This window comes from uncultured Arthrobacter sp., assembly GCF_964021775.1.
Taxonomy (GTDB): Bacteria; Actinomycetota; Actinomycetes; order Actinomycetales; family Micrococcaceae; genus Arthrobacter.
The window spans coordinates 114,170-139,685 of record NZ_CAXHZI010000001.1 but is presented as its reverse complement, the minus strand read 5'-3'; the positions used below and the strand labels follow the sequence as shown (position 1 = coordinate 139,685).

Here is a 25,516-nt window from a genome sequence, read left to right as displayed (position 1 = left end):
GGAAACGGCGCGGAGCAGGCGACGGGGCCTAGGAGGCTGCTTGATCTCGTCGGCGACCGTGGGGCCGCCGCTGGTGGGGCTATGTCACCCCGTCTGTGCCGGTGGGTCCGCCGCTGTGGGGCTACTTGACCTCGTCGGTGCCCGGCGTCGGGTCGCCGCTGCCGTGGGCCTCGCCCGACTCCGTGCCCCGCGCTTCTCCGGAGCCGTTGCCGAGCCTGCGCTCTTTCGCGTCCAGCTCGTCCTTCAGCTTCTTGAGCCGGTCCGCCTCTGCCTGGTTGCGCCGGCGCAGCTCCAGGTTGCGGAGGAAGTCGGGATCGTCGTCCGGGGCGGTCGGGTGGCGGTAGCTGGCGGGGGCGGCCGTGGCCTCACCGCGGGGCCGGCCGATGAGGAACCACAGGACTGCGCCGACCACGGGGAGGAGGATCTGCACCACGATCCAGGCCGGCTTGGAAATGCCCTTGGTCAGGCGGGCGTCAGTCCGGATGAGGTCGATCAGTCCGTAGACAAAGACGACCAGTACAACGATTGGTACCACGACACGGAGCATAGCTTCAGTTTAGCCTCCGCGCGAGCTTCCGGCGCCGCGCAAGCATCCCCGGGGCCTGACGGGACGGCTAAACTGAAGGTGTGGCTTTCCTGAAATACTCCCTGATCCGTCTGGCTCTCTTTGCGCCGTTGTTCGCGTTGTTTGTGTACCTGCAGCTCGGTTGGTTGCTGGCCGCTCTCTGCGCCGGAATGATGGCTTTTGCTATCAGTTTCCTGTTCTTCCAGAAGCAGCGGGATGCGGCCACCGCGTCGATCCACGACCGGTTCTCCGGCAGGGCCAAGCCGCTGCGCACTGCCGGGGAAGTCGACGACGCCGACGCGGAGGACCGCCTGGTGGACGAGCACCCGGACGTCACCGTGCGCACCGACAGCCGGCCCAAGGACTCCTAGGGCTCCCTGAAGGGCACCCCGAGCGGGCCCGGGACCCGGCGGAGCCATACTCAGCCGGAGCTAGACCCGCCTAGAACCCGCGGCTCAGCACCAGGCCGAGCGAGAACAGCACGGCGTAACCGAGGTTGATCAGCCCGGTCTGCTTCAGCACCGGGATCAGGCTCTTGCGGCGCCGCCCCGCGATCATCAGCCAGGACGGCATCAGGATGGCCGGGATGAGCAGCAGCACAATGAGCATCCACGGCCGCCCCGGGGCGAGCACGATCACCAGCAGGATCGCAACGGCGAGCATCAGGACGTAGCTTTCCCGGGCGTGCTTGTCGCCGAGCCGGACGGCCAGGGTCTTCTTCCCCGCGACGCGGTCGGTGGGGATGTCCCGCACGTTGTTGGCCATCAGCAGGGCGCAGGCGATGAGTCCCGTGCCGATCGCACCGATGACGGCGGCCAGGCTGAGCCGGCCGGCCTGCGTGTAGGTGGTGCCCAGCGTGGCCACCAGCCCAAAGAACACAAAGACGAACAGGTCGCCCAGGCCAAGGTAGCCGTAAGGGTTCTTGCCCCCGGTGTAGCCCCACGCGGCGAGGACGCAGCCCACGCCCACCAGGATCAGCCACCATGCCTGCGTGATGATGACCAGGATCAGCCCGAACAGCATCGCCAGGCCGAACGCGGCAAACGCGGCCCGCTTCACGTGCCCAGGCTCCGCCACCCCCGAACCGACCAGCCGGAGCGGGCCCACCCGGTCCTCGTCGGTGCCGCGGATGCCGTCGGAGTAGTCGTTGGCGAAGTTCACGCCGATCTGCAGCAGGAGCGCCACCATGGCGGCCAGCAGGGCGTTGACGGGACGGAACGTACCCATCTCATAGGCGGCTGCGGATCCGATCAGGACCGGCGCGATCGCCGCCGGCAGGGTGCGCAGACGGGCGCCTTGGATCCATTGTGCGGCTGTGGCCACGTTCAGTACCTCGTTGTTGTGGGGGCGAGCTGGTGGAAAGTCCGGGGTGAAGCTTTTCTATTTTCCCCGATGACGGGCATCCAGCCGAAACGTCATGCCCAGCCGGTCCGGTTTGCCGTTCGGAAGCATCAACAGTTCTTCGGCCGTGAGCACCGTTTTCGGGACCAGGGCACCCGCCAGCGGACCCGCGTTGCCGGAGGCCAACCGCGCGGTGAACGCGTCGGCCGCCTCGGGGGAGCGGTCCGCAAGCACCACATAGGCCGCCAGCGCCTGGCCCCACTCGGCGGACGGGACGCCGGCAACGAACGCCGCGCGCACGCCGTCGAGCCTCTCCAGCTCGGTCTGCACGTGCGCGGCGGACACTTTCACGCCGCCGGTGATCACGACGTCGTCGGCCCGGCCCAGGACGGTCAGCGTGCCGTCCGCGGACAGCTCCCCGAGGTCGTTGGTGCGGTACCAGCGGACGCCGTCGTCCTCCGCAAAGGCGGCGGCCGTGAGATCCGTCCCGCCGAGGTAGCCGGCGGCAATGGTGGCACCGCCGAGCATGATCCGGCCCTCGGCCGAGATCTTCACCTCAACGCCGTCCAGCGGCACGCCGTCGTACACGCAGCCGCCGCAGGTTTCGGCGGCGCCGTAGGTGGCCACCACCCGGACGCCGGCGTCCCGGGCTGCGGCGAGCAGCTTCGCGGACGCGGGGGCACCGCCGAGCAGGATGGCGTTGAAGCGCCGGAGCGCTGCCAGCGTTTCCACCGTCGGGGCCTCCAGCAGCCGCTGCAGCTGTGTGGGCACGAGGGAGGTGAAGCGGATCTTGTCGGTCAGCTCCAGCGCCGCGGCGGTGAAGGCCTCGGGGGTGAACCCGCCGGAGAGGTCCATCGCCCAGGGCCGGGTGCCGGCGAAGAGCGACCGGACCAGTACCTGCACGCCGGCCACGTACTGCACCGGCAAGGCCAGCAGCCACTGGCCTTCACCCTCGAGCGCCATGGCGGTGGCCATCGAGGAAGCCGCGAGGGCGTCCACCGTGAGGACCGTGGCCTTGGGTGCCCCGGTGGAGCCGGAGGTCCGGACCACGACGGCCCCGTCCTCGAAGCCGGGGGTTTCCACCAGCTCGACGACGGGGGAGCCGTCAGGCCCGGCGGACAGCTCGACGGCGGGTCCCTCACCGCGGAGGGCGGCCGCGAGGGCTGCGAGGGCGGGCTCGATATTCACCGTGGCTGTTGTCATAGCGGCAGCCTTAGAAGTAGTACGGGAACTGGGACCAGTCCGGATCGCGCTTCTCCAGGAAGGCCTCCTTGCCCTCCACCGCCTCGTCCGTCATGTACGCCAGCCGCGTCGCCTCACCGGCGAACACCTGCTGGCCGGCCAGCCCGTCGTCGGCCAGGTTGAAGGCGAACTTGAGCATCCGGATGGCCTGCGGGGATTGCCGGGCGATGTCCGCGGCGTATTCCAGCGCCACTTCCTCAAGCCGTTCGTGGTCCACGGCCTCGTTCACGGCACCCATCCGGACCATGTCCTCTGCGGAATATTCACGGGCCAGGAAGAAGATCTCGCGGGCGGCTTTTTGCCCGATCTGGCGGGCCAGCAGCGCCGAGCCGTAGCCGGCGTCGAAACTGCCCACCGTCGCGTCGGTCTGCTTGAATTTGCCGTGCTGCCGGGAGGCGATGGTCAGGTCGGAGACTACGTGCAGCGAGTGCCCGCCCCCGGCCGCCCACCCGTTCACGACGGCGATGACCACCTTGGGCATGGTCCGCATCAGCCGCTGGACCTCGAGGATGTGCAGCCGGCCGGCGCGGGCCGGGTCGATGCTTTCCTGGGTCTCACCCTCCGCGTACCGGTACCCGTCCCGGCCGCGGATCCGCTGGTCACCGCCGGAGCAGAAGGAGTGACCGCCGTCCTTGGCGGAGGGCCCGTTGCCGGTGAGCAGGACGGTGGCGACGTCCGGGGTCATCCGGGCATGGTCCATGGCCCGGTACAGCTCGTCCACGGTGCCGGGGCGGAACGCGTTGCGCACCTCCGGCCGGTTGAACGCGATCCGGACGGTGGGGAGGTCCCGGACGATGGTGCCGTCGTCGGACCGCTCCACCTGCCGGTGGTAGGTCATGTCCTGGAAGTCGTCGAAGCCGGACACGGTGCGCCAGCGGCTGGGGTCAAAGACGTCGGATACCTTGGCGGGGATTTCGTTGCTCACAGTCCGAGTCTAGTAATCGGCTCAGCTGATGCAGAACTCGTTGCCTTCCGGGTCCGCCATGGTGTGCCAGGAATGCGGGCCCTCGTTGGCGGTCCACAGGTACGTCGCGCCGCGCGCCTCGAGGGCGGCGCGTACCTCGTCCTTGTCCGCGCCGGCCAGGTTCACATCCCAGTGGACCCGGTTTTTGACGGTCTTCGCCTCCGGCGCGGTCTGGAACAGAATCCGCCGGGTAGCCGGCTTGGCGCCCAGGTCCTCGGGCGGCCGGATGGCGGCGCCGTCCCGCCAGACCAGTTTTCCTTGGTGCAGCTTGGTCTCCGCGTCCGTCGCGAAGCCCTGCTCGATCATGGAGCGGATAAAGCCCTCGTCCTGCGGCTCCACGGCCCAGTCCAGGGTTTCCGCCCACCAGTCGGCGAGGCCGTGCGGATCGATGCAGTCGACAGCGATCTGGATGTTCAGTGCCATGGGAAAAACCTACGACGCCGGCGCCCTCGGCGCTAGGTGCCGCGGGGACGAATCCTGCCGGACCCCGCTTCAGCCCGGTCCCGCTTACTGCAGCTGTTCGAGGACTTCCGGCGGGATGGCGTAGATGAAGATGACGGCCAGCAGGTTCTTCGCGGCATGGACGAAGTAGGAGAACATCAGGTTGTTTCCGGTCCACACGTAGACGAACACCAGGGTGGCGCCGAGAGCGAGATAGGGCATCAGGACCGGGAGCGTCAGCGCTTCCTGGCCGACGATGTGCAGGGCAGCGAACAGCACCACCGAGAGGGCGGAGCAGATCCAGATGTTCAGTTTCCGGCTCAGCTTGCCGATCAGCAGGTGCCGGAAAATGTACTCCTCCACGAAGGGACCCACGATCACCAGCAGCGGCACCATCAGCCAGGCCGGGACCTGCTGCATCAGGGCCTGCAGCCCGGCCTGGTTGGCGGAAGTCTGTGGCGGCCCGGTGAGGGCCACCAGGACGGCGGTCAGGATCATCGCGGCCACCACCGCCAGCGGCACCATCAGCAGCGTGAACCAGGGTCTCGTCGCCAGGACACGGAGGTCGCGGCCCGCGATGTGGCGTGCCGCGGCCAGGGCGAGCGCGCCGATGGCCCCGTAGAAGATGAGGTTCACCGCGTAGGACGCCACCGCGGGATTGGGCGAGAGCTGCAGCAGGAGCGGGCCCAGCAGCCCGGAAGCGGTGGCAAAGAGACCGGCCACTGCCACGTAGATCCCCGCCGTGATGAAGTCGAGCCGGGAAAAGGCGTACAGTTCCGGGCGCGGCGCGGGTGGTTGACGGAGAGCGGTGCCCATGCCACCAGCCTAGCCCGGCCGCGGCCCCGGGGACGCCTGACGCCCGGGCCGAGGGGCGCCGGGCGTCAGATGCGGGTGTTGCCTGCCGGAGTCATACCGGAGTGGCTGCCGGCCGGAGTCCTGCCGGAGGGGCGGCTAGCGGAACAGCGACCCGTAGGTCCCCATCAGGATCCGGTCGCCCGGAGTGGACTTGCGGAGATAATCCACCACTGCCCAGTCGTCGAGCGAGATGCAGCCCGCCGTCGGGATCTTCTTCATGTGCAGGAAGATCGCGAACCCGGCGTTCTGGACGATGTTGGGCCGGTTGTAGTTGATGACCACGCCCTGGCGGTAGTAGCCCAGGCTGGCGAACCACCACATGTTCTCGTCATAGCCAACCCAGGAGGACGACTCGTGGTACTTGTTGTACGTGGCCGTCCAGGGGTTGCCGCCCCAGCGCGAGCGGGGGTTGAGCGTGCGGTAGGGGAGCTTGGTGCCGGGGTTGCCCAGGCCGAAAGCCTCCGTCACGGAATACGAGCCGGTGGGGGAGTACAGGTTCCGGGTGGGACCGGACGGCACTCCCGGCGGCTTGAACCCTGAAGCGCCGACATAGCCGTCGGTCCGCCAGTCCTGCACGTAGATTCCGGCGACGCTCCTGCAGTACATGTTGGTCGCATGGGATTGCCCGTAGGTCTGGGTCCAGGTGATCAGGACCCGGTTGGCGCCGTAGGTGGAGTACTTGGACTGGCCGTTGTTGAGCTTGTGGCATTCGGACATCGGGTACACCCGGGTTCCGCTGGAACCGGACCAGGTGATGTCCCCGCGCTGGTAAGACTGTGCGCAGGAGCCGCCGGCGCAGCGTTCGTTGCCGATCGGGTAGCCCAGCGAGCCGCCCGGGCCGCCGGAGGCGATGTATTTGCTGACGATGCCCCGGCCGGAGAACCACGCGCCGGTGGTGGGGGACCAGTAGATGCTGCCGCCTTGGAAACGCTGCACGCAGCCGCGGCCGGACAGTCCGCACTGCTCATCGGTGAGCGGGAATCCGAGCATGCTGCGCGACGCTCCGGCGGCCGTCCAGCGGCTGCCGATGCCGCCGCGGATCACGTGCGCGCCGGTGGGGCTGGACCAGTAGATGCTGCCGCCCTGGAAACGCTGCATGCAGCCCCCGCCGGGCAGGCCGCAGGCTTCCTCGCCGGACGGGTAGCCGAGCACGCCGTTCTGAGCCTTGACGGCGTCCCAGCTGCCGCGGATGCCGCCCCAGACCACGTGGCCGCCGACGCCGGGCGCCCAGTAGATGGCGCCCCTGCCGAACTGTTGGACGCACCCGGACGCCGTCAGCCCGCAGCTTTCGGCCGTCACGGGCAGGCCCAGGACCGTTTCGCCGCCGGCGGCCACCCACCGGCTGCCGATGCCGCTCCGGGTGGTGAACTCGATCAGCCGCGTCCCTGACCAGGCCACGATACGGCCGGTGGAGAACTTCTGGATTGTTCCGCCGGACACCGTGGTTTCGTCGGTGACGGGGTAGCCGTAGAGGGCCAGGCCGCCCTTGGCAAACCACCGGGGGCCGGTGTGCCCGGTCTTGCTCAGGACAGGGTGCGCGCCCGTGGCCTTGGTCCAGAAGATGGACCCGCCCTCGAAGGCCTGGCTGCAGACGCCGCCTGAGCAGGTCTGGTCGGCGGTCGGCGCCCCGAGGACTCCGGCCGCGCCCTTCAGCGCGGTCCACTTCTCACCGATCGGCCCCGGCACGACGGCGGCCGGCAACGTCGGGTCCTCAGTCGGCGTCGGCTCTCGGGTCGGCGTCGGTGCGGCGGTTGGCGTCGCCGTCGCCTCGCTGGTCGACCGCGCCGCCGTTGTTGTCGGAGCCGAGGTGACGTCCGGGGTGGGAGCGATGGTAGTGGGCGTAGTGAGGGCCGGCGTCGCCGCGTCGGTGGGCGCCGCCGTCGGGCTTTCTGCCGGCGCCGGCGGGTTGGCGGTCTCAGCGAAGGCGGGGCCGGCTGCCAGCGGCCCGGCCGTGAGCCCGAGGACCACCGCGGCGACAAGTACGAGCTTTTTCATGGGGCATCCTCTACGGAGACAACCGGATTGCAGGTCCCGCTGCTGTCTTTGGTCTTGGCGAAGTTCGGTGCTGAGATCTGGGCCGACTTGCCGGCGGCAACGGTTTCGGTGATCAGGGTGTGCCCTGCGACCGCCGGGCCCACGGTGACGGCGACGGCCACGGTGAAAACCCTGGTTTTGTCGCTGCCGTTGACGAGGGTCCCCGTGAAGGACCACGACCCGTCGGCTGCGGCCGTGCAGGTGTGCTGCCGCAAGGCGTCGGGTGCGTTGAGCGAACTGGAGACATCGGCGGGTTCGGATGATGCCGGTGCCGTGGACGTCGCCGGCGGTGCCGTGGTCGGTGCTGTGGACGTGGAGGTGGCCGTGGCCGTGACGCGGGTTTCGCTGGGTTGGTTCGGTGCGGGTCCGCCGCTCGAGCATCCGGCCAGCGCGACGAGCAGCACCGCTGGCAGTAGCGCTCTGTGTTTCATAGTTCCCCCAAACTCACGGCGTCCCTGCCATGGCCTGCAGTGACGTCGCAGGCGTACCGGCCGGGAAGTCCCGGCGGTGTGCTTAGAGTAATGGACGCAGGGTGGAAATAGGACCCCTGACCAGCGGTTTTGCGTTAAAACGTAGTTTTTGTTGCGGTTTTGTGGCCGCCCGAGGGCCAGCGACGGGGGCTCCCGGGTGTAGCCCGCGTCACGGTGGGGCCCCAAAAGCTAGTAGTATGGACTCGCCGCGCGACGCTGCGACCCATTGTGAGTTTCGGCCCATACCCCCTGCCCGCCGCCCTGGGCCGGGAGTGTTTAGGCCCGTACTTGTGCTCCCGGATCCGCCCCTCCCGTCCCGGCGATACCCCGACCTACAAGGAACAGTTGTGCCACAAAGTACTTCCACCGAAGCTAAGAGCGCGCCGGCGCAAACCGCCGTCGTCGACTCGACCCTCAGCGCCGAGGGCTATAAGAAGTCCCTGAACGGCCGCCAGGTCACCATGATCGCCATGGGCGGCGCCATCGGCGTCGGCCTCTTCATGGGTGCCGGCGGGCGCCTGGCCTCGACCGGCCCCGCCCTGATTTTCTCCTACGCCATCGCCGGCGTGATCGCGTACCTGCTGATGCGCGCCCTGGGCGAACTCATCATGTACCGGCAGACCTCCGGCTCGTTTGTCAGCTACGCCGGCGAGATGTTCGGCCGGAAAGGCGCCTACCTGTCCGGCTGGATGTACTTCATCAACTGGGCCATGACGGGCATCGCTGAGCTGATCGCGATCGGGCTGTACTTCCAGTTCTTCTTCCCCAACGTGCCGGTCGAACTGACCGCCATCGCGGCGCTGCTGCTCCTCGTCGGCGTGAATCTGCTCAGCGTCAAGGCGTTCGGTGAATTCGAGTTCTGGGCCTCGGTCCTCAAGGTCGCGGCCATCCTGATCTTCCTGGCCGTCGGCACCTTCATGGTGGTCACCAACGCGAAGGTCGGCGACGGTCACGCCTCGGTGAGCAACCTCTTTGCGGCCGACGGCGGCATGTTCCCCAAGGGCGCCCTGGTGATGATCCTGGTGCTGAACGCCGTGATCTTCGCCTACAACGCCATCGAGCTCGTCGGCATCACCGCCGGTGAGATGGAGGACCCGGCGAAGGAGGTCCCCAAGGCCATCCGCGCCGTCGTGATCCGCATCGTGGTGTTCTACGTCGGGTCCGTGACCCTGCTGGCGATGCTGCTGCCCTCGGACCAGTACAAGGCCGGCACATCACCGTTTGTCACCGTCTTTGGCCAGATGGGCCTGCCGTGGATGGGCGACGTCATGAACATGATCGTCATCACCGCCGCGCTGTCATCCTGCAACTCCGGCCTGTACTCGATCGGCCGGATCTTCCGCACCATGGCCAACAACGGGCACGCCCCGCAGTGGCTGACCCGGATGTCCAAGAGCCACGTGCCCTACGCCGCGATCCTGGCGATCGGCGCGGTGTACCTGGTTGGCATCCTGTTGAACATCTGGCTGGGCGGTTCGCACGCCTTCGACCTGGCGCTGAACACCGCCTCGATCGGCGTCATCTTCACCTGGGGCTCGATCTTCGCCAGCCAGATCGCGCTGCGCAAGACCAAGGGCAACGCCTCGTCCCTGCCCATGCCGGGGTCACCGTGGACCAGCTGGGCCGGGCTGGTGGCCCTGCTGGCCATCACGGTGCTGATCGGGTTCGACACCATGACCAGCAAGTCCGGCGAGGTCTTCCCGCTGGGCCTGTGGACCCTGGCCACCATCCCGTTCTTCGCGGTGGTGCTCTGGCTCGGCTGGCAGAAGGTCAAGAACAACGCTCCCAAGAGCGAGCTGTTCAGCTAACACCACGGTCCTGAACCATCAGGGTCGGCTTCCCGGCCCCCTCTGATGGCGCGAACGTACACTTGAGGCCCCGAATCCGCGACGATTCGGGGCCTCAAGTGTACGTTCGCGCGAAACGCGGGGCCTCAAGTGTACGTTCGCGCGAAAGGCGGGGCCTCAAGTGTACGTTCGCGCGAAACCGCCGGGCAGGGGTGCGGCTAGCCCTTCAGATGCCGGGCGAAATGGTCTTCGATCCGGCGCCAGGCCTCGGGTGCCGCCTGCGGATCCGGACCGACGCCGAGCACGCGCATCAACGGACGCAACGGCCTGGGCCCGGCTTCGGCGTCGTTGAGGAACGCGTGGCCCGCCGTCTCGAATTCCTTGACATCGTTCTCGACGCCGAGTGAGTCGAGCACGGAGCCCAGCCGGGCCGCCGCGCCGCGAAGGCTGCGGTCCTTCGCGCCGAAGTTGGCAACGATCGGACAGGCCCCCGCGAGCGCCGTTTCCGGATCCCTGGGCAACCGGCCGTAGTTCACCGCCGCGGCGTCGAATCCGTCATTGGCCAGCAGCAGGGCGAACCCGCCGCCCATGCAGAAACCGATGACGCCGATTTTTCCGGTCGTGCGGCCGGAAGCCAACAACCACTGGCGGGCCGCCGCCAGGTCCGCGAAGGCCCGGCCCTCGCCGGCCGCCAGGGCGCGCATCGTCGACACCAGGCAGCGGCGCGCCCCGCCGTCGCTGAACAGGTCCACGGCCAGGGTCAGATAACCGGCGGCCGCCAGCCGCTCCGCGTGCCGGACCGTGTTGCCATCCAGGCCAAAGGCTTCGTGGATCATCAGCACGGCCGGGAAAGGTCCGTCCCCTTCCGGCTCGGCCAGGTAGCCGCGGAGCCGGGGCGATCCGCCGGCGCCGGTGCCGGCCCCGTTGAGGTCGACGTTGCTCAGATCCGTGTCCTGGGCTTTAGCCCGGTTCGCGGGATTCCTGGCCATGCGGGCTCCTGTGTCGGGTCATGTTGGGTCGTGTTCGGACAGTCTTGCACCCGGACACAAAAAACGGCGCCGGACATCCCCCAAAGGAATGTCCGACGCCGTCGATTGTTAGGACTAGTCGCGCTTGGCTGCGTCCTTGACGTTTTCGCCGACCTTCTTCGCGTCGGCGACGACCTGGTCCTTCTGGCCTTCGGCCTTCAGGCGGTCGTTGTCCGTGGCATTTCCGGTAGCTTCCTTGGCCTTGCCGCCGAGGTGCTCCGCTTCGTTCTGAATCTTGTCTCCGATACCCATGGTGTACTCCACCTTTCGTTTCCGGTTGAAATTCAACGCAGTTTCACCATAACACGAAGCATGCTTACTAATTCAAGTACTTCCGCAAGATGATTCATTTCGCCGGGGCGAATGGTTTGGGGCGCCCGGTTAGGCTCAAGGCTATGGAGCCCAAGAAAGTCACCGCCCCGCGCCTCACCCCGATCCGGTTGGCAGACCTCACGGAGGACGCAACCCCGGACTTCCGGCGCGGGGAGCGCTACGACGGCGTCCGGTACAGCCGCGCGACGGCGGACGGGCTGGAGCTCAGCGGCACCGATTTCGTCGAGTGCGAGTTCGACGGCGCCTCCTTCAATGAGACGCAGCTGCGCGGGGCGGGCTTCCGCGACTGCGTCCTGGCCGAGGTTTACGCCCCGGTGCTCAGGGCGTCGCGCTCAAGCCTGCGCGACGTCGAGATCCGCAACCCCCGCTGGGGGTCGGCGGAACTGTATGAGAGCGGCTGGCAGTCGGTGCGGCTCGACGGCGGCAAGCTGGACTACGTCAACCTCCGCGGCGCGAAACTCGTCGACGTCCAGATCAGCGACTGCATCATCGGCGAACTGGACCTCGGCTCCTGCACGGCCACCCGGCTGGCATTGAGCAACTGCACCATCGGCAGCCTGGACTTCAGCGGCGCCCGGCTCAAGGACGTGGACCTGCGCGGCACAGGATTCCGCTCGGTCAGCGGCCTCGGGAGCCTCACGGGTCTGGTGATCGACGACGACCAGCTCACCCTGCTGGCACCGCTGCTGGCGGCCCATCTGGGCATCACCGTCGCCTGAGGGCCCGCCGCGTCATCCAAGGCCGTCCGGTTGACCCGCTTGACCCGCCGTGTAATCTTTATAGAACGAACGGTCGGTAATTTGTTTTGCTGCCGGCCCTGCTCCCTTGGTGAAGGATGTTCTCATGGTCGAGGCTTTTCTTGTTGGCGGTGCCCGCACTCCCGTGGGGCGGTATGGCGGTGCCCTCTCCGCGGTCCGTCCCGATGACCTGGCGGCGCTGGTGGTCCGCGAAGCCGTGGCCCGCGCCGGAGTCGACCCGGACGCCATCGACGAGGTCATCCTCGGCAACGCCAACGGTGCCGGCGAGGAAAACCGCAACGTCGCACGGATGGCCACTCTCTTGGCCGGACTTCCGCTCCACATCCCCGGCATCACCGTCAACCGGCTGTGCGCCTCCGGCCTGAGCGCCATCATCATGGCCAGCCAGATGATCAAATCCGGCGCCGCGGACATCGTGATCGCCGGCGGCGTCGAATCCATGAGCCGCGCGCCGTGGGTGCAGGAGAAACCGCAGACCGCCTTCGCCAAGCCGGGACAGATCTTCGACACCTCGATCGGCTGGCGCTTCGCCAACCCGCTCTTCCAGAAGGGCGAACTCTCCCGCGACGGCAAGATGACCTACTCCATGCCGGAGACGGCCGAGGAAGTCGCCCGCGTGGACGGCATTTCCCGCGAGGACGCCGACGCCTTCGCGGTCCGCTCGCACGAGCGTTCCCTCGCCGCGATCGCGGCCGGCCGCTTTGCCGACGAGATCGTTCCGGTGACCGTCAAGACCCGTAAGGGCGAGACGGTTGTTGACAACGACGAAGGGCCCCGGGCCGGCACCAGCATGGACGTCCTCGCCGGGCTGCGCCCCGTCGTCGCCGGCGGCTCCGTGGTCACCGCGGGCAACTCTTCCACCCTTAACGACGGCGCCTCCGCGATCATCGTCGCGTCCGAGGCTGCGATCCAGAAGCTCGGCCTCACCCCGCGGGCCCGCATCATCGACGGCGCCTCGGCCGGCTGCGAGCCGGAGATCATGGGCATCGGCCCGGTTCCGGCCACCCGGAAGGTGCTCGCCCGGGCCGGGCTCGACGTCGGCGACCTCGGCGCGGTGGAACTCAACGAGGCCTTCGCCACCCAGTCGCTGGCGTCCATGCGCCGGCTCGGCCTCGACCCGGAGATTGTGAACCGCGACGGCGGCGCGATCTCCCTGGGGCATCCGCTTGGCTCGTCCGGGTCCAGGATCGCCATCACCCTGCTGGGCCGGATGGAACGCGAGGACGCTAAAATCGGCCTCGCCACCATGTGCATCGGCGTTGGCCAGGGCACGGCCATGCTGCTGGAGCGCGTCTAATGGCGGCGCATCCCGGCGGGCTGGACACCGCGGGCTTTGTCACACTCCTCGTCGAGGAGCGCGCGGACCGGGTGGTGGTGCTGCTCAACCGTCCCGAGGTCCGCAACGCGATCGACCAGCAGATGGTCGATGAGCTCCACCGCGTCTGCGCGTACCTGGAGCAAGTGCCCAAGGTGCTGGTCCTGGCCGGCACGGAAGGCGTGTTCGCGTCCGGCGCCGACATCGCGCAGCTGCGCGAACGACGGCGCGACGACGCGTTGCAGGGCATCAACTCCACCATCTTCGTCCGGATCGCCAAACTGCCGATGCCGGTCATCGCGGCCCTCGACGGGTTCTGCCTGGGCGGCGGCGCCGAACTGGCCTACGCGGCCGACTTCCGGATCGGCACCCCCGGGGTGCGGATCGGCAACCCCGAAACGGGACTCGGCATTCTTGCCGCCGCCGGGGCCAGCTGGCGGCTCAAGGAACTGGTGGGGGAGCCGGTGGCCAAGGATATCCTGCTGGCCGGCGCCGTGCTCCGCGCCGACCGGGCGCTCGCCGTCGGGCTTATCACCGAGATCCACGAACCCGAGCAGCTGATGGACGCCGCCCACGCGCTGGCGGACCGGATCGCGCAGCAGGACCCGCTCGCGGTGCGGATCACCAAGTCCGTGTTCCATGCCCCGGCCGAGGCGCACCCGCTGATCGACCAGCTGGCACAGGGCATCCTCTTCGAATCCCAGGCGAAGTTCGACCGCATGCAGGCCTTCCTCGATAAAAAGTCCAAGAAATCAGCCACGAAGTTCGACCAGAATTCAGACCGGAAGAAGAACTGACGATGAGCAACTCGGTACTCCCCGCTAACCTGCCCGCAACTGTCGGGGTGCTCGGCGGCGGCCGGATGGGCGCAGGCATCGCCCACGCCTTCCTGATCAACGGCGCCAACGTGCTCGTCGTCGAGCGTGACGAGGAGTCTGCCGAGGCCGCCCGCGAGCGCGTGGAGTCCGCGGCGGCCAAAAGCATCGAGCGCGGCGCCACTGACGGGAACCTCGACGAGATGGTCTCCCGGCTCGCCGTGACCGTGGATTATGACGACTTCAAGGATTGCCGGCTCGTCGTGGAGGCCGTCCCCGAGGACTGGGACCTGAAGGTCGCGTCGCTGCGCGGAATCGAGGAACGGCTCGCCGCGGACGCCTATCTCGCCTCCAACACTTCGTCGCTCTCGGTCAACGGCCTGGCCCGCGAGCTGAAGCGCCCGCAGAACTTCCTGGGCCTGCACTTCTTCAACCCGGTCCCGGCGTCCACCCTGATCGAGGTTGTCCTGGGGGAGCAGACCTCGGAAACCCTCGCCCTGGCAGCCCGCGGCTGGGTGGAGGCGCTCGGCAAGACTGCCGTCGTCGTCAATGACGCCCCGGGGTTCGCTTCCTCGCGGCTGGGCGTCGCGATCGCCCTTGAGGCGATGCGCATGGTGGAGGAGGGCGTCGCCTCCGCCGAGGACATCGACAACGCCATGGTGCTGGGCTACAAGCACCCCACCGGCCCGCTGCGCACCACCGACATCGTCGGCCTCGACGTCCGGCTGGGCATTGCCGAATACCTGGCCTCCACGCTGGGCGAGCGCTTCGCGCCGCCGCAGATCCTCCGGGACAAGGTGGCCCGCGGCGAACTTGGCCGCAAGACCGGCAAGGGCTTCTTCGACTGGGCCGACTGACGCCGCCTGCGGGCTAGCCTGCTGCCAGCGCGTCGAGCCTCTTTTTCATGCCGTCCATGGCGGGACCGGCCAGTGACTGGAAGGCCGGCTTCGCGAACGGTTCGGCGAGCTTGCGCCATCCCTTAAGCCGGAATTCCGCCGTGTACCGGACCTCTGAGCCCGCGCCCGAGGGCTTGACGTCGATGGTGTCCACGGAGATGACTGTCTTGTTTTCGCCGCGCAGCTTGATGACCGTTCCGGTGAGCTCCACCACCTCGTAGATCAGCGTTTGGCGTTTGCCGCGGAACTCCGCTTCGGCGTGGTAGCGGTGTCCCACCGCCACCGGGCCCTCCGAAAGCTTCCTGACCACCGGCGTGCCGGGGTCCCACTCCGGCGTGTGCTCGAAAGCCGAGAGATACGCGAAGGCTTTGCCGGCCTCCAGTGCGGAGCGGACCGTGCCGGTGACTGTGATCATGGGCCCAGCCTACCCAGAACGCCAGGCATTGCCAGCCCGCCCGGGCAGGTGGCCCGCCCAGGTGACCTTCAGCCGCAAGCCTGCCCGCGGCGTAGCCACGCCTTTAGGATGGTGCCGTGACTACCCCGGCGCTGCCCCGCATTGAACCGATCACCCTCACCGGCCAGTACGTGGTGCTGGAGCCGCTCAACCGCGCCCACCACGACGGCCTGGTGGACGCGGTCCGGGACGGTGCGCTCTGGAAGCTCTGGTACACCTCCGTCCCCGCCCCCGAGGACATGGCTGCCGAAATCGACCGGCGCCTGGCCCTGCAGCAGGCCGGGTCGATGCTGCCGTTCACCACCCGGCTGCTGGACCCGGCCACCGGCAAGCCCGGAAAGGTGATCGGCATGACCACCTACATGAACATCGACCCGGCGACGCCCCGGGTGGAGATCGGGTCCACCTGGAACGCCGCCTCCGCGCACGGCAGCGGCAGCAACGCGGACTCCAAACTGCTGCTGCTCCGGCACGCCTTCGAAACGCTCGGCTGCCCCGCCGTCGAATTCCGCACCCATTGGCTCAACCACCAGTCCCGTGAGGCGATCGCCCGGCTGGGCGCCAAACAGGACGGCGTGTTGCGCAGCCACACCCGGACGGCGGACGGCGTGCTGCGCGACACCGTGGTGTTCTCCATCCTCGAGCACGAGTGGCCGATGGTCCGCGCCGGCCTCGAGTTCCGGCTGGCCAAGCGGCGCTAGGGAGCGGAATAGGCTCCGGCGCTGCTCAGAGCCGTGAAGTACGCTACGTAGCCCTTGGCGTTCGGGTGGAAGCCATCCGGGCTGTCCGGGACCGCGCCGTTGATCCATGGGTCGTTCGAGAGGATGCCGTGGCCAGCGAAAGCGGTCCGGACGTCGACGTAGTTGACCCGGAGGGCAGTGGGGTCGATGGCCGCGGCGGCCACCGCGATTGAGTCGTTGAGGCCGCGGGCCAGGTCAGTGGCCCGGTAGATGAACTGGGACATCGAATCGGTCCGGCCGGCGGGGATCGGATCGAAGAGGTAGGGGTAGCCGGTCACCACGATCTTGGCGTTGGGAGCGGCAGCCTGCACGCTCTGGATCATGGAAGCCACATCCCCGGCCAGCTGTCCGCTGAGTAGCTTGGCCTTCGCCGTTGCGCTGGCATCGGCGCACGCCGCAGCAAAGGCGGAATCGAAGATTGCCGTGCCGCAGTTGGTGACGATCTCCCCGAATCCGAGGTTGTTACCGCCGGCCGTGATGGTCACGAGCTCCGTGCTCCTGTTCAACTGGCGCAGCTGGGTGGCCACCACTTCCTGGGTCGTCTTGCCGCTGCAGGCTGCGTTCGTGACCAGTTTGATGGCCTTGTCGTCCGCGGCGAGCTCGGAATAGGTGTTATCGCTGCGGTAGCAACTGTCCAGGTAGGGCCCCGCTCCCTGTCCGGCGGCGTAAGAGTCGCCGAGCGCGATGTACTTGGTCTTCTCCGCGGCCTGCGCGGGAACCACCGCCAGACCCACCGCCATCGCCAGGGTTGCGAGACCGGCCGCCAGAGCCGTTCGCCGTCGCCGGAGTTTCAGATTTCCCATGGTGTTCCCCTTAGTAGCACGCAGGCACAGCACCCGTGCCCTACTGGGGTGCCAGTCCCGGCGGCAGGGGCTGAAATGGGCCCGGCGGCTGCCGGGTCCACCGCCACCCTACGCGGCGGCCCGGTTCCGTGCCCATGCCAATAGTCCCGAGGTGTCCGTGTTTCGCGAATCGGCCCCGCGCAGCGGGGCCGGAATGTGCTTGACTTTCCAGATGACAAATCCTGCCCCGCGCAGCGTCCACGCCCCCGGCCTGACGGAGCCCGGTGCGGTGGACTGGGACGGGGCCGTCAACGCGTGGCACATCTGCGGCAGCGTGTACCGGATGGGGCGCCGGGAATGGCTCACCGAGGCGGGCTGGCAGCAGGCGTACGACGGCGGCGTGCGGACCGTGATCGACCTCCGTAATCCGGACGAGATCCGCCGCCGCGACACCGATCCGCCGGTGGACGAGGCGGTCCTGGCCGCGTTCGACGTCGTACATGCCCCCACCGAGGATCCCGGCAACAGCGAGTTCCGGGCGCTGTGTGTTCCCTACCTGAACGACCCGGCGGCGTATGCGGACAACGCCAGGATCTTCCCCGGGAACCTCGCGGCTGTCTTCAAGGCCGTGGCGGCAGCGCCCGGCGGCGTCGTCATCCATTGCTCGGCCGGCCGCGACCGCAGCGGCATGGTGGCGGCGATGCTCCAGGACCTGGGCGGCGCGGGGGAGGCTGAAATCGCCCTGGCGTACGAGCGCGCCGTACGGGGCATCAACGACTACCACCGCGTCTCCGGGGTTGCGCATCCGTATGAGAGGTACCTGCCCGAGGAGGTCCTCGTGCCCCTGATCGAACGGCGCCAGCAAAGCCTGCTGGGCTTTGTGCGGCAGGTGCGGACCGTGGAGTTTTTGGGCCACAATGGCGTAACGGTCCCGGAGGTGACTGCCATTCTGCGCAAACTGGGGCGCTAGAGTAACCGGGTGAAGACTCCCAGGTACCAGTCGGTGATGCGCGCCGTGGCGGCCGTCGCCGTCGCGCTCGCGGGGTCGTCGCTGGCCGCCCCCGCCCTTGCGGAAGCCGGGCCGTCCGAGCCCGCATCGCCGGCTGCCTCCCCGCCGGCCGCGCCGTCACCGCCGGCCGGCATCAGCGACGCCGGACTCGCCGAAGCGGTCCGCCGGGACCTGGGCATGACCCTTGAGGAATTCAACGCCGCCGGTGCGCAGGCCAAGCGGGCCGCCGACGCCGTGCCCGGCCTCCGCGGGATTCCGGGCTACGTCGGAATCCGGCTGAAGGACGGGAAAATCGTCGTGGAAGGCTCCGGCGCGGAGCTCCAGACCCGGATCGGCGAACTCAACTCCGCCGGGCCGGCCGAATTCACGCTGCGCGCCCCCACGCTGGACGCGCCGGCGCCGAAGGCCCCGGCCCCGGACGCAACCGCCCCGACGGCCGTGGCCCGGACCGCCCCGGAACTGGTCGCCGGCAGCACGGAACAGCTCTTCCAGGCCTACGTCCGTGAGGTGGGACCGGCCGGGCTGCAAGCTGTGGCGTACGCCGACGGCCACTTCATCATCCGCACCGGCGGCACCAACACCCCGGAAGCGCAGGACCCGGAAGCGCAGGCGGCCGGGAGCCTGAACCGGGCCGCGGAACCGGCGGACGGGAAAATCTCGCCCGCCGACTTCGTGTCGCGGTACGCCAACGTGCTGCTGGAAAAGGGCACGGCCATCAAGACCGAGGATGACCTGTTCGGCGGCCAGGGCTATGTGATCGACAATATGACTATTTGCTCGACCGGCTTCGGAGCGTTCGACCCGAGCGGCCTGCCCCTGGTGCTGACGGCCGGGCACTGCGCCGAAGACGGAACGGCGGTCAACGCCGACGTCGAGCCGCCTACCGCGGCGCCCGCGGGAGGCTCGACGACGGCCCTCCCGGCTGTGCTCAAACCCCTGGGGACGTTCGGGTTCAGCCAGTTCGGCGGCCCGAAGAACTCGCCCATCACGGGCTCGGAGGCGAGCCCCGGCAACATCGGCACGGACATCGCCGTCCTCAAGGGCCTGCGTCCGGGACTCAACGTCCAGCCCTCCGCCACCACATGGGAAAACCCGGCCAGCCCGGCACAGACCGCCGTGAAGATCGTCGGCACTGCGGCCCCGTACCAGGGCCAGGCAGTCTGCCGCTCGGGCCGCACCGACGGCTGGTCCTGCGGCACCGTGGCCGAGACCGGTATCTACGTCGCCGCCGGCAATCCCACCGCCGGCACCACCTGTGCCGACGCCAACGGCATGCCGGTCACCCCCTGCGATCTGCGCGCCTTCAAGGGTTTCCTCTCCTACGACGTCACCTCCAGCGGCGGAGACTCCGGAGGGCCCTGGATCAGCGGCAACTACGCGGTCGGCACGCACTCGGCCGGGGAACCCCAGGGTGCCCCCAACTTCGCCGTCGCGACCTCCCTGGAGGACGCCCTGTCCCACATCCCGGGCGGCGTCCAGCTCCAGCTCTTCCTCAACACCCCCGAGCTGACCGGCAACCCGGGCGGCGCCGAGGCGGTGGCCGGCGAACCGATCACGGGCACCGTCCGCGCCGAGCCCAACACCGCGCTGCCGGCGGGCACCACAGTGCACATCACGGTTGCGGGCCCGCACCCCCTGGCCGGGCAGACCCTTGAGGTCCCGGTGGGGCGCTCGGGAGCCTGGCAGTTCCCCGCTCCGGCGCCGGCTGGGCCGCTCACCTTCACGGCCACAACGCTCAACGGCTTCAGCCGGTCGGTGCCGGCGTCGCTCACGGTGACAGTGGCGCCGGCCACCCCTGCCGCGCCCACGCTGACGACGCCGACCAGCGGCCCGCTCGATTCGCTCACCCGGATCGAGGGCACCGGGACGCCCGGCGCCGCGGTGACGTTGTCCGGCGACGTGGCCGGCACCGGAACGGTGTCACTCGACGGCCACTGGACGGTTCGCCTGGACCGCCCGGCGCCCTACGGCAAGGTGGACGTGCTGGCCGTGCTCTCGACAGCGGGGGCACCGGACAGCCCCGCCGCGGCGGCAACCTTCACGGTCCGCCCGCCTGCCCCAGCCGTCTCCGTTATCAGCGACGGCGCACAGATCCGCAGCGACTCGCGTCCCCGGACCATACAGGGGACCGGCGTCGACGGCGCCGAGGTGAAGGTGCTAATTGACGGAGCACCCGTGGCTGCTCAGGCCGGCGGGGGAGCGGCGGCCGGTTCCCGGACCGTGACCCTGGCGCTGCCGCAACTGGTGGTGGCCGAAGGGCGCTGGAGTGTTCCCTTCCCGGCCCGCCTGGATCCCGGCCGCCATACCCTGTCCGTGACCCAGTCGGTCGACGGGGTCGCCTCGGCCCCGCGGAAGGTGGCGTTCACGATTCTGGCAGCACCGGCGGCAGCCCCGGTGGAGCCCGGAACCCCGGCTGAGCCGCCCGCCCCTGCGGCTGACGCCGCGGCCCCGGCGGCCGCGGACCCGGCTGCCCCGGCCACCCCGGCTGCCCCGGCCACCCCGGCCACCCCGGCCGCTGAAACCAACGCCGACAGGCCGGTGGTGGTGACAGCCGGATCCGGCCAACTCGCGGACACCGGGGCCGGGACGATCCTGACGACAGTCGGCCTTGCGGCCGGCGCGCTGCTCCTGGGCGCCGTCGTCCTGGTCGGGGTCCAGGTGGCGGGGGTGCGGCGGCGCATCCTCCGCTAAGGGCTGGCCGGCCCGCCTGGTCGGCAGGGACAGCAGCCTGCCGCGGCCGGGGTAGGGAGACCGGCGGCTGCCGCTGCTACTGGAAGTCTGCCAGCCAGAGATCGGGTCCGAAAACCTCGTACTGGATGTCCTTGGCCGGCACTCCGCCCGCGATCAGTGCGCTGCGGACGGATTTCAGGAACGGCAACGGGCCGCAAAGGTAATACTCGGCGTCGTCGGGAAGTTCCGCCTGGCTGACATCCATGAAACCGGAGAACTCCGCACCGGACGCCGCGCCGCCGTCGGAGGGATTCAGGAACCACGTCGTCAGGGAGCCGTCCGGCAGTGCCGCGAGATCTTCCCGGACCTGCGCCCTGAGCGGGAACGACGTCTCGCTGTCATCGGCATGCAGGAGCATCACCCGGCGCTGGGATCCGGACTTGACCAGGTGGGACAGCATGCCGGCCATCGGAGTGATCCCAGTTCCTGCGCTCGCCATAACCAGGGGCCGGTCCGTGTATTCCAGCACCACGTCGCCAAACGGCGCCGAAAGCACCACCTCGTCGCCGACCTGCACGTTGTAGTGGAGCAGCGTAGACATCTCGCCGTCGGGAGTCGCGAGCCCATGGACCCGTTTTACGGCGAACTGCCGGTGGTGCCCGTCATCGGCCCTGGTGAGGCTGTACTGCCGGGGTTGGTGCACGCCGTCCGGCATCATCATCTTGATCGTCACGTATTGCCCCGGCAGGGACGGTTTGACGTCCCGCTCGTCGGTGCGTTCGACGACGAAAGAGAGGACGTCGTCCGTCTCCTGGATCCGTTGCACCACCCGCCATGTCCGCCAAATGGTATCGGGGGAGAGGTGCACAGCGTTGTACAGCCCGCGCTCCTTGTTGATGAGCAGGTTTCCCATCAGCCAGTAGACCTCGTCCCAGGCGGCGGCGACCTCTTCAGTGACGGCATCACCGAGCACATCCACGATCGCCCACATGAGGTGGTCGTGGACAATCTGGTACTGGCCCGGGCTGAGCGCCAGCGAGACGTGTTTGTGGGCCACCCTGGACAGCAGGTGGTCCGGCACCTGGTCCGGATGCTCCACCAGCATGCCGGCAAAGGCTGCGATGGAACCGGCGAGCGCCTGTTGTTGTCGTCCGTCCGCCTGGTTCCCCCGGTTGAAGAGGCCGTCCAGAAGGTCCGGTCGCGCGTCGAACATGTGTTTGTAGAAGCGTTTGGCGATTTCCTCGATGTGCTCGCCGACCACGGGCAGCGTTGCCTGGATGACGGGAAGTGAAGTGTCTGAGAGCATGGTGGGCCCCTTCCGGTGCAACCGGTACTGCCCGGCGGTGCCGGGCGACTCAGCACTTCCACGCTAACAGCCCGGGCCGGAGGTGTTCCGGGCCGGTCGGCCCTACATCTCGGTGGCCGTGCCGTGTAGGCGGGCGGGCCTTCTCAGCCCTTGCGTTCCGGCAAGCCGGTGGGTGCTCAGCACGGGGCGGGCGGGGCCAACCGGCCGCGCCCGCCGTCGTCCTAGCCGAAATCAGCGACGTAGCTGGGCACTCCGACTGCGTCTGTCGAGACCGCTGCGCCGGTGTCATTGACGACGTGGTCCAGGGTCCCGGCGCCGAGGTTGACCGTCAGCAGCCCGTGGAGCTTCACGCCTGGCGTGACCGGAACTTCGAAGCCCCGGGTGGCGTGGATAGTGGGGTCAACGTTGTTGTAGACATAGCTGCCGCCGCCCCAGAGTTCGTGCATGCGCACTGAGTCGGCGACCTTGTAGCCAGCCCAGCCCAGGACACCGTCGTGCTGCCACGCGGCCTGGTTGGGGGCGTCGTACGGCAGTTCGTTCTGGAAGAAGACTGTTCTGCCATGCTCACCGTTCCACGTGACGTTGTACTTCTGGTAGTGCTCCACGAACAGGCCGGTGGCAGTGACATGGTCACCGTTGACAATGACGCCAAAGTCAGCGGTGTTGGAGGTCCAGCCCACGCCCTTGCCGTGGTCCGCGCGCCAGGCCCAGATGTGGTCCAGGAGCACGTTGTCGCTGTTGACTTCGAGGCTGAGGGTGGCCTTGCCGACGTGCGGTCCGCCGATGCGGAAGAACACATCGTGAAGCGAGGTGGGGTTGGCAGGGTCGCTGTGCCGGCCGGCGTTGCCGGGGTTGGGCGCCTTCCCGACCCGCATCAGCGCCGGTGAGTTCACCGTTCCGGCATCAATGGTGATCCCGGCGATTTCGGCGCCGGGGACGTCCGCTACGGTCAGCGGCACGGCGCCGCCGACGGCGGTGAGGGTGGCCATGCCGAGCCCGAGCACGACGGTGTTGGCGCGCTTGACCTCGATGCTGCTGTCAATGTCGTAAACGCCCGGGGTGAACAGCAGGTTCTTGCCCCGGGCCAGCTGGGAGTTGATGGTCTTGGCCGAGTCGGATGGGCGGGCGACGAAGAAGTCGGACAGCGGGATGCTGCGGCCCGCCGTCGGGCCGTTTTCCCACGTGGTGCCGGTGGAGTCTGTCCGGATGCCGGGAACGAAGACGCTGTACCGGCCCGCGGCGTCGATGGTCAGGTACGGCTTCTCGCGGCTGACCGGGGTGCTGGGCAGAGTGGTGTAGGGCGGGTTCGGGAAGGACTGGGCCGGTGCGCCGTTGACTCCGGAGAACACCTGGTTCCACACGCCGTTGGACCAGCCGCCGATGCTGCTGTCACGGACGTAGTACTGCTGCTGCGAACCGTTGATGACGGTACCGGTCTTCGAATCGGAAATGTATCCGCCGCTGGCGTACTGCGGCCCGGCCGTGCAGTAGTCCATCAGGGAGAGATTCCCGCCGGTGACATTGACCCGCCGCATCGGGGAGGCCTGCGACGCGGCCCAGAAGTTCGCCGAACCGCGGCAGCCGTCGAGCCCGGTGACGTTGATGGTGAGGTTGGAGACCGAGCGCCAGAAGTTGTTCAGGGCGATGCAATTGTCCGCGGTCAGGCACCGGTTGTACGCGTCGACGTGGCCGTTAATGGTGACGTCGGTGGGCGATGCTCCAAGGCCTGCCACTTCCGTTGAATAGCCGACCTGAACGATCAGGGGATTTTCAGCGCTGCCATAAGTGCCGGGTTTGAACAGCAGGGAGTAGCGGTTGGTTCCCATTTCGTCGTCAACCTGTGCGGCCGCGATGGCATCCACCGCGGCCTGGATGTCCGCCACGGGCATGCTGGGGTCGAAAATCCGGACGTTGGGGCCCAGGTCGGCAGCTGCCGCGGGCCTTGCCTGGGCCGGAGCCGGTTTGCCTGGCAGGACGGCGCCTGAAGCGGAGGCGGCGCCGGCGCCGGTGGCCAGCAGGCCCAGCACGACGGCGGCGGTCCCCGCGAGCAGCTTGCCGCGGAGGCGCGCGGGCTTCCTGGGGTGGCTGGGTATGGCCGTCGGGCGGCGGCGGAAGGGGGCTAGCGGCATTGCTGGTCCTGCTCTCTGTGGGGTGCGGGGCTCTGCGCGGAGGGATAGGGAATGCCGCGCCGGCGGGGTGTGGGAGCGCTCCCGCCGGGAAGCGTAACACCCGCCTCCGACGCCGGGCAAGGGGTCCGGGTGCGCTGGGCGGCGGCGCTTGACAAGCCGAAGTGATCTGCGACACCATGCTCGTGAGAGCGCTCCCACGCCGAGGCCGAGGCCCTCTCTGCCAGCGATCCGGGGCGTCCGCCCCCGCACCGCTCCGGTGCACCCACCCTGACAAAGGAGTCCCCGCGTGAAATTTCCCCGCAAGCTCGTCGCCCTGTCGGCGTCAGTTGCCTGCCTTACCCTCGCCCTGAGCGGCTGCGGAGCGGATGCGCCCAAGGCCGCCGCCCCATCAGCTGAAACCGGCAAGGAGCCGGTGACCCTGACCCTCGCCACCTTCAACGAGTTCGGTTACGAGGGATTGCTCAAGGAATACGAGGCCCTCAACCCCAACGTCAAGATCCAGCACAAGAAAGCCGCCACCACCAACGAGGCGCGCGACAACCTCACCACCCGCCTGGCCGCAGGATCCGGCCTCTCGGACGTCGAGGCCATCGAGGTCGACTGGCTCTCCGAACTCAAGCAGTATCCCGACCAGTTCGTGGACCTGAAGGATCCCGCCGTCGAGGGCCGCTGGCTGGACTGGAAGACCGAGGCCGCAACCACCCAGGACGGCCACCTCATTGGCTACGGCACCGACTCCGGTCCCGAAGCTGTCTGCTACAACTCGGCACTGTTCAAAGCCGCGGGTCTCCCCACGGACCGCGAAGCAGTTGCCCAGATGCTCGGCACCACCTGGGACAGCTACTTCGATGCCGGCAAGAAGTTCGTTGCCGCGAAGACCGGCGCGGCCTGGTTCGACTCCGCCGGAGCCATCTACCAGGGCATGAGCAACCAGCTGGAAAAGGCCTACGAAAACGAGGACGGCACCGTCATCGCCGCCGAAAACCCGGCCGTGAAGGACGTCTATACCAAGGTCCTTGATGCCTCGACGAAGGACAACCTCTCGGCACACCTGGCCCAGTGGAGCAACGACTGGGTGGCCGGTTTCCAGTCCCAGAAGTTCGCAACCACCCTCTGCCCGGGCTGGATGCTCGGCGTGATCGAAGGCAACGCCACCGGCGTCAAGGGCTGGGACGTGGCCAACGTCTTCCCCGGCGGCGGCGGAAACTGGGGCGGGTCGTACCTGACCGTTCCGGCACAGGGCAAGCACCAGGCCGAAGCCAAGAAGCTCGCGGCCTGGCTGACCGCCCCGGAACAGCAGATCAAGGCCTTCACCGCCAAGGGCACGTTCCCGAGTCAGGTCAAGGCGCTGGACAGCGAGGCGCTGCTGGGTCAGACGAACAAGTTCTTCAATAACGCCCCCACCGGCAAGATCTTCGCAGAGCGGGCCAAGGCCGTCGGTGCCACCCCGTTCAAGGGCCCGAAGTTCTTCGCCATCAACGACGCCATGCAGCAGGCCCTCACCCGCGTGGACGTGGACAAGAAGGACGACGCCGAGTCCTCCTGGGCGAAGTTCCTCACCGCTGTGAAGTCCCTGTAAGTC

Annotated in this window: 24 protein-coding genes; 10 read left to right on the top strand and 14 right to left on the bottom strand. The window is 68.4% G+C overall.

The window, feature by feature from the left end:
* Positions 1-121: 121 nt before the first annotated feature.
* On the bottom strand, positions 122-547 hold the full coding sequence (locus tag ABIN76_RS00615) for a PLD nuclease N-terminal domain-containing protein (RefSeq protein WP_346957788.1): 426 nt from the start codon (positions 545-547) through the stop codon (positions 122-124).
* Between the two features lie 80 nt (positions 548-627).
* Here ABIN76_RS00615 and ABIN76_RS00610 point away from each other — a divergent pair, with 80 nt between their 5' ends.
* Positions 628-936: a DUF4229 domain-containing protein gene (locus ABIN76_RS00610; protein ID WP_346957787.1), complete on the top strand. Its 309-nt coding sequence runs from the start codon at positions 628-630 to the stop codon at positions 934-936.
* A 70-nt stretch (positions 937-1,006) separates the two neighbouring features.
* Here the strand turns inward: ABIN76_RS00610 and ABIN76_RS00605 are convergent, their stop codons facing one another.
* The 7 genes from ABIN76_RS00605 to ABIN76_RS00575 form a co-directional block, all read right to left on the bottom strand.
* A complete protein-coding gene (locus ABIN76_RS00605; RefSeq protein ID WP_346957786.1) occupies positions 1,007-1,888 on the bottom strand; it encodes a 1,4-dihydroxy-2-naphthoate polyprenyltransferase in 882 nt (293 codons plus the stop codon).
* A 57-nt stretch (positions 1,889-1,945) separates the two neighbouring features.
* Positions 1,946-3,109 carry an AMP-binding protein gene (locus tag ABIN76_RS00600; RefSeq protein WP_346957785.1) on the bottom strand — a complete coding sequence of 388 codons (1,164 nt, stop codon included), beginning with the start codon at positions 3,107-3,109 and terminating at the stop codon, positions 1,946-1,948.
* A 10-nt stretch (positions 3,110-3,119) separates the two neighbouring features.
* Positions 3,120-4,073, bottom strand: a complete 954-nt coding sequence (locus ABIN76_RS00595) for a 1,4-dihydroxy-2-naphthoyl-CoA synthase (RefSeq protein ID WP_346957784.1) — start codon at positions 4,071-4,073, stop codon at positions 3,120-3,122.
* Positions 4,074-4,094: 21 nt separating this feature from the next.
* A complete protein-coding gene (locus tag ABIN76_RS00590) occupies positions 4,095-4,535 on the bottom strand; it encodes a VOC family protein (RefSeq protein ID WP_346957783.1) in 441 nt (146 codons plus the stop codon).
* An 84-nt stretch (positions 4,536-4,619) separates the two neighbouring features.
* Positions 4,620-5,369, bottom strand: a complete 750-nt coding sequence (locus tag ABIN76_RS00585; RefSeq protein ID WP_346957782.1) for a CPBP family intramembrane glutamic endopeptidase — start codon at positions 5,367-5,369, stop codon at positions 4,620-4,622.
* A 135-nt stretch (positions 5,370-5,504) separates the two neighbouring features.
* Entirely contained in the window at positions 5,505-7,403 is a 1,899-nt protein-coding gene (locus ABIN76_RS00580) for a hypothetical protein (RefSeq protein ID WP_346957781.1), read from the bottom strand.
* Positions 7,400-7,873 (bottom strand): hypothetical protein, encoded by a 474-nt coding sequence (locus ABIN76_RS00575; protein WP_346957780.1) that lies wholly within the window; start codon positions 7,871-7,873, stop codon positions 7,400-7,402. The genes ABIN76_RS00580 and ABIN76_RS00575 overlap by 4 nt, the downstream gene beginning before the upstream one ends.
* A gap of 386 nt (positions 7,874-8,259) precedes the next feature.
* On the opposite strand from ABIN76_RS00575, the gene ABIN76_RS00570 reads away from it, so the two are divergent.
* Positions 8,260-9,720, top strand: a complete 1,461-nt coding sequence (locus ABIN76_RS00570) for an amino acid permease (RefSeq protein WP_346957779.1) — start codon at positions 8,260-8,262, stop codon at positions 9,718-9,720.
* 197 nt (positions 9,721-9,917) lie between these two features.
* Here ABIN76_RS00570 and ABIN76_RS00565 read toward each other — a convergent pair whose 3' ends face one another.
* Together ABIN76_RS00565 and ABIN76_RS00560 are read right to left on the bottom strand one after the other, a co-directional pair.
* Positions 9,918-10,688, bottom strand: coding sequence for a dienelactone hydrolase family protein (locus tag ABIN76_RS00565; protein WP_346957778.1), 771 nt, complete (start codon positions 10,686-10,688; stop codon positions 9,918-9,920).
* Positions 10,689-10,802: 114 nt separating this feature from the next.
* Entirely contained in the window at positions 10,803-10,979 is a 177-nt protein-coding gene (locus ABIN76_RS00560) for a CsbD family protein (RefSeq protein WP_346957777.1), read from the bottom strand.
* Positions 10,980-11,122: 143 nt separating this feature from the next.
* On the opposite strand from ABIN76_RS00560, the gene ABIN76_RS00555 reads away from it, so the two are divergent.
* The 4 genes from ABIN76_RS00555 to ABIN76_RS00540 all read left to right on the top strand — a co-directional run bounded on the left by ABIN76_RS00555 (position 11,123) and on the right by ABIN76_RS00540 (position 14,805).
* Positions 11,123-11,779: a pentapeptide repeat-containing protein gene (locus ABIN76_RS00555; protein ID WP_346957776.1), complete on the top strand. Its 657-nt coding sequence runs from the start codon at positions 11,123-11,125 to the stop codon at positions 11,777-11,779.
* A gap of 124 nt (positions 11,780-11,903) precedes the next feature.
* Complete coding sequence (locus ABIN76_RS00550; protein ID WP_346957775.1) at positions 11,904-13,115, top strand: acetyl-CoA C-acyltransferase; 1,212 nt, start codon at positions 11,904-11,906, stop codon at positions 13,113-13,115.
* The gene (locus ABIN76_RS00545) at positions 13,115-13,930 is read left to right on the top strand and encodes an enoyl-CoA hydratase/isomerase family protein (protein ID WP_346957774.1); all 816 of its coding nucleotides are present in this window, start codon (positions 13,115-13,117) and stop codon (positions 13,928-13,930) included. The genes ABIN76_RS00550 and ABIN76_RS00545 overlap by 1 nt, the downstream gene beginning before the upstream one ends.
* A 2-nt stretch (positions 13,931-13,932) precedes the next feature.
* Positions 13,933-14,805 (top strand): 3-hydroxyacyl-CoA dehydrogenase family protein, encoded by an 873-nt coding sequence (locus ABIN76_RS00540; protein ID WP_346957773.1) that lies wholly within the window; start codon positions 13,933-13,935, stop codon positions 14,803-14,805.
* 13 nt (positions 14,806-14,818) lie between these two features.
* On the opposite strand, the gene ABIN76_RS00535 is transcribed toward ABIN76_RS00540, so the two are convergent.
* Entirely contained in the window at positions 14,819-15,259 is a 441-nt protein-coding gene (locus ABIN76_RS00535; RefSeq protein ID WP_346957772.1) for an SRPBCC family protein, read from the bottom strand.
* 131 nt (positions 15,260-15,390) lie between these two features.
* Between ABIN76_RS00535 and ABIN76_RS00530 the strand changes: the two genes are divergently transcribed.
* The gene (locus ABIN76_RS00530; protein WP_346958028.1) at positions 15,391-15,999 is read left to right on the top strand and encodes a GNAT family protein; all 609 of its coding nucleotides are present in this window, start codon (positions 15,391-15,393) and stop codon (positions 15,997-15,999) included.
* Here the strand turns inward: ABIN76_RS00530 and ABIN76_RS00525 are convergent.
* The gene (locus ABIN76_RS00525) at positions 15,996-16,841 is read right to left on the bottom strand and encodes an SGNH/GDSL hydrolase family protein (protein ID WP_346957771.1); all 846 of its coding nucleotides are present in this window, start codon (positions 16,839-16,841) and stop codon (positions 15,996-15,998) included. The two genes, ABIN76_RS00530 and ABIN76_RS00525, sit on opposite strands and share 4 nt — an antisense overlap.
* A 211-nt stretch (positions 16,842-17,052) precedes the next feature.
* Between ABIN76_RS00525 and ABIN76_RS00520 the strand changes: the two genes are divergently transcribed.
* Together ABIN76_RS00520 and ABIN76_RS00515 are read left to right on the top strand one after the other, a co-directional pair.
* Positions 17,053-17,790 carry a tyrosine-protein phosphatase gene (locus ABIN76_RS00520; protein WP_346957770.1) on the top strand — a complete coding sequence of 246 codons (738 nt, stop codon included), beginning with the start codon at positions 17,053-17,055 and terminating at the stop codon, positions 17,788-17,790.
* A gap of 9 nt (positions 17,791-17,799) precedes the next feature.
* On the top strand, positions 17,800-20,520 hold the full coding sequence (locus ABIN76_RS00515; RefSeq protein WP_346957769.1) for a hypothetical protein: 2,721 nt from the start codon (positions 17,800-17,802) through the stop codon (positions 20,518-20,520).
* Positions 20,521-20,596: 76 nt separating this feature from the next.
* Here the strand turns inward: ABIN76_RS00515 and ABIN76_RS00510 are convergent, their stop codons facing one another.
* Complete coding sequence (locus tag ABIN76_RS00510; RefSeq protein WP_346957768.1) at positions 20,597-21,805, bottom strand: globin domain-containing protein; 1,209 nt, start codon at positions 21,803-21,805, stop codon at positions 20,597-20,599.
* A gap of 221 nt (positions 21,806-22,026) precedes the next feature.
* Positions 22,027-23,934, bottom strand: a complete 1,908-nt coding sequence (locus tag ABIN76_RS00505) for an adenylyl cyclase (RefSeq protein WP_346957767.1) — start codon at positions 23,932-23,934, stop codon at positions 22,027-22,029.
* A gap of 286 nt (positions 23,935-24,220) precedes the next feature.
* Here ABIN76_RS00505 and ABIN76_RS00500 point away from each other — a divergent pair, with 286 nt between their 5' ends.
* A complete protein-coding gene (locus ABIN76_RS00500) occupies positions 24,221-25,513 on the top strand; it encodes an extracellular solute-binding protein (RefSeq protein ID WP_346957766.1) in 1,293 nt (430 codons plus the stop codon).
* Positions 25,514-25,516: the final 3 nt, after the last annotated feature.

Excerpts from the sequence above, each read along its gene's own strand:
- ABIN76_RS00615 (WP_346957788.1), bottom strand. The coding sequence starts at position 547 with ATGCTCCGTGTCGTGGTACCAATCGTTGTACTGGTCGTCTTTGTCTAC.
- ABIN76_RS00600 (WP_346957785.1), bottom strand. The coding sequence starts at position 3,109 with ATGACAACAGCCACGGTGAATATCGAGCCCGCCCTCGCAGCCCTCGCG.
- ABIN76_RS00590 (WP_346957783.1), bottom strand. The coding sequence starts at position 4,535 with ATGGCACTGAACATCCAGATCGCTGTCGACTGCATCGATCCGCACGGC.
- ABIN76_RS00585 (WP_346957782.1), bottom strand. The coding sequence starts at position 5,369 with ATGGGCACCGCTCTCCGTCAACCACCCGCGCCGCGCCCGGAACTGTAC.
- ABIN76_RS00580 (WP_346957781.1), bottom strand. The coding sequence starts at position 7,403 with ATGAAAAAGCTCGTACTTGTCGCCGCGGTGGTCCTCGGGCTCACGGCC.
- ABIN76_RS00575 (WP_346957780.1), bottom strand. The coding sequence starts at position 7,873 with ATGAAACACAGAGCGCTACTGCCAGCGGTGCTGCTCGTCGCGCTGGCC.
- ABIN76_RS00565 (WP_346957778.1), bottom strand. The coding sequence starts at position 10,688 with ATGGCCAGGAATCCCGCGAACCGGGCTAAAGCCCAGGACACGGATCTG.
- ABIN76_RS00560 (WP_346957777.1), bottom strand. The coding sequence starts at position 10,979 with ATGGGTATCGGAGACAAGATTCAGAACGAAGCGGAGCACCTCGGCGGC.
- ABIN76_RS00555 (WP_346957776.1), top strand. The coding sequence starts at position 11,123 with ATGGAGCCCAAGAAAGTCACCGCCCCGCGCCTCACCCCGATCCGGTTG.
- ABIN76_RS00550 (WP_346957775.1), top strand. The coding sequence starts at position 11,904 with ATGGTCGAGGCTTTTCTTGTTGGCGGTGCCCGCACTCCCGTGGGGCGG.
- ABIN76_RS00545 (WP_346957774.1), top strand. The coding sequence starts at position 13,115 with ATGGCGGCGCATCCCGGCGGGCTGGACACCGCGGGCTTTGTCACACTC.
- ABIN76_RS00540 (WP_346957773.1), top strand. The coding sequence starts at position 13,933 with ATGAGCAACTCGGTACTCCCCGCTAACCTGCCCGCAACTGTCGGGGTG.
- ABIN76_RS00535 (WP_346957772.1), bottom strand. The coding sequence starts at position 15,259 with ATGATCACAGTCACCGGCACGGTCCGCTCCGCACTGGAGGCCGGCAAA.
- ABIN76_RS00525 (WP_346957771.1), bottom strand. The coding sequence starts at position 16,841 with ATGGGAAATCTGAAACTCCGGCGACGGCGAACGGCTCTGGCGGCCGGT.
- ABIN76_RS00520 (WP_346957770.1), top strand. The coding sequence starts at position 17,053 with ATGACAAATCCTGCCCCGCGCAGCGTCCACGCCCCCGGCCTGACGGAG.
- ABIN76_RS00510 (WP_346957768.1), bottom strand. The coding sequence starts at position 21,805 with ATGCTCTCAGACACTTCACTTCCCGTCATCCAGGCAACGCTGCCCGTG.
- ABIN76_RS00505 (WP_346957767.1), bottom strand. The coding sequence starts at position 23,934 with ATGCCGCTAGCCCCCTTCCGCCGCCGCCCGACGGCCATACCCAGCCAC.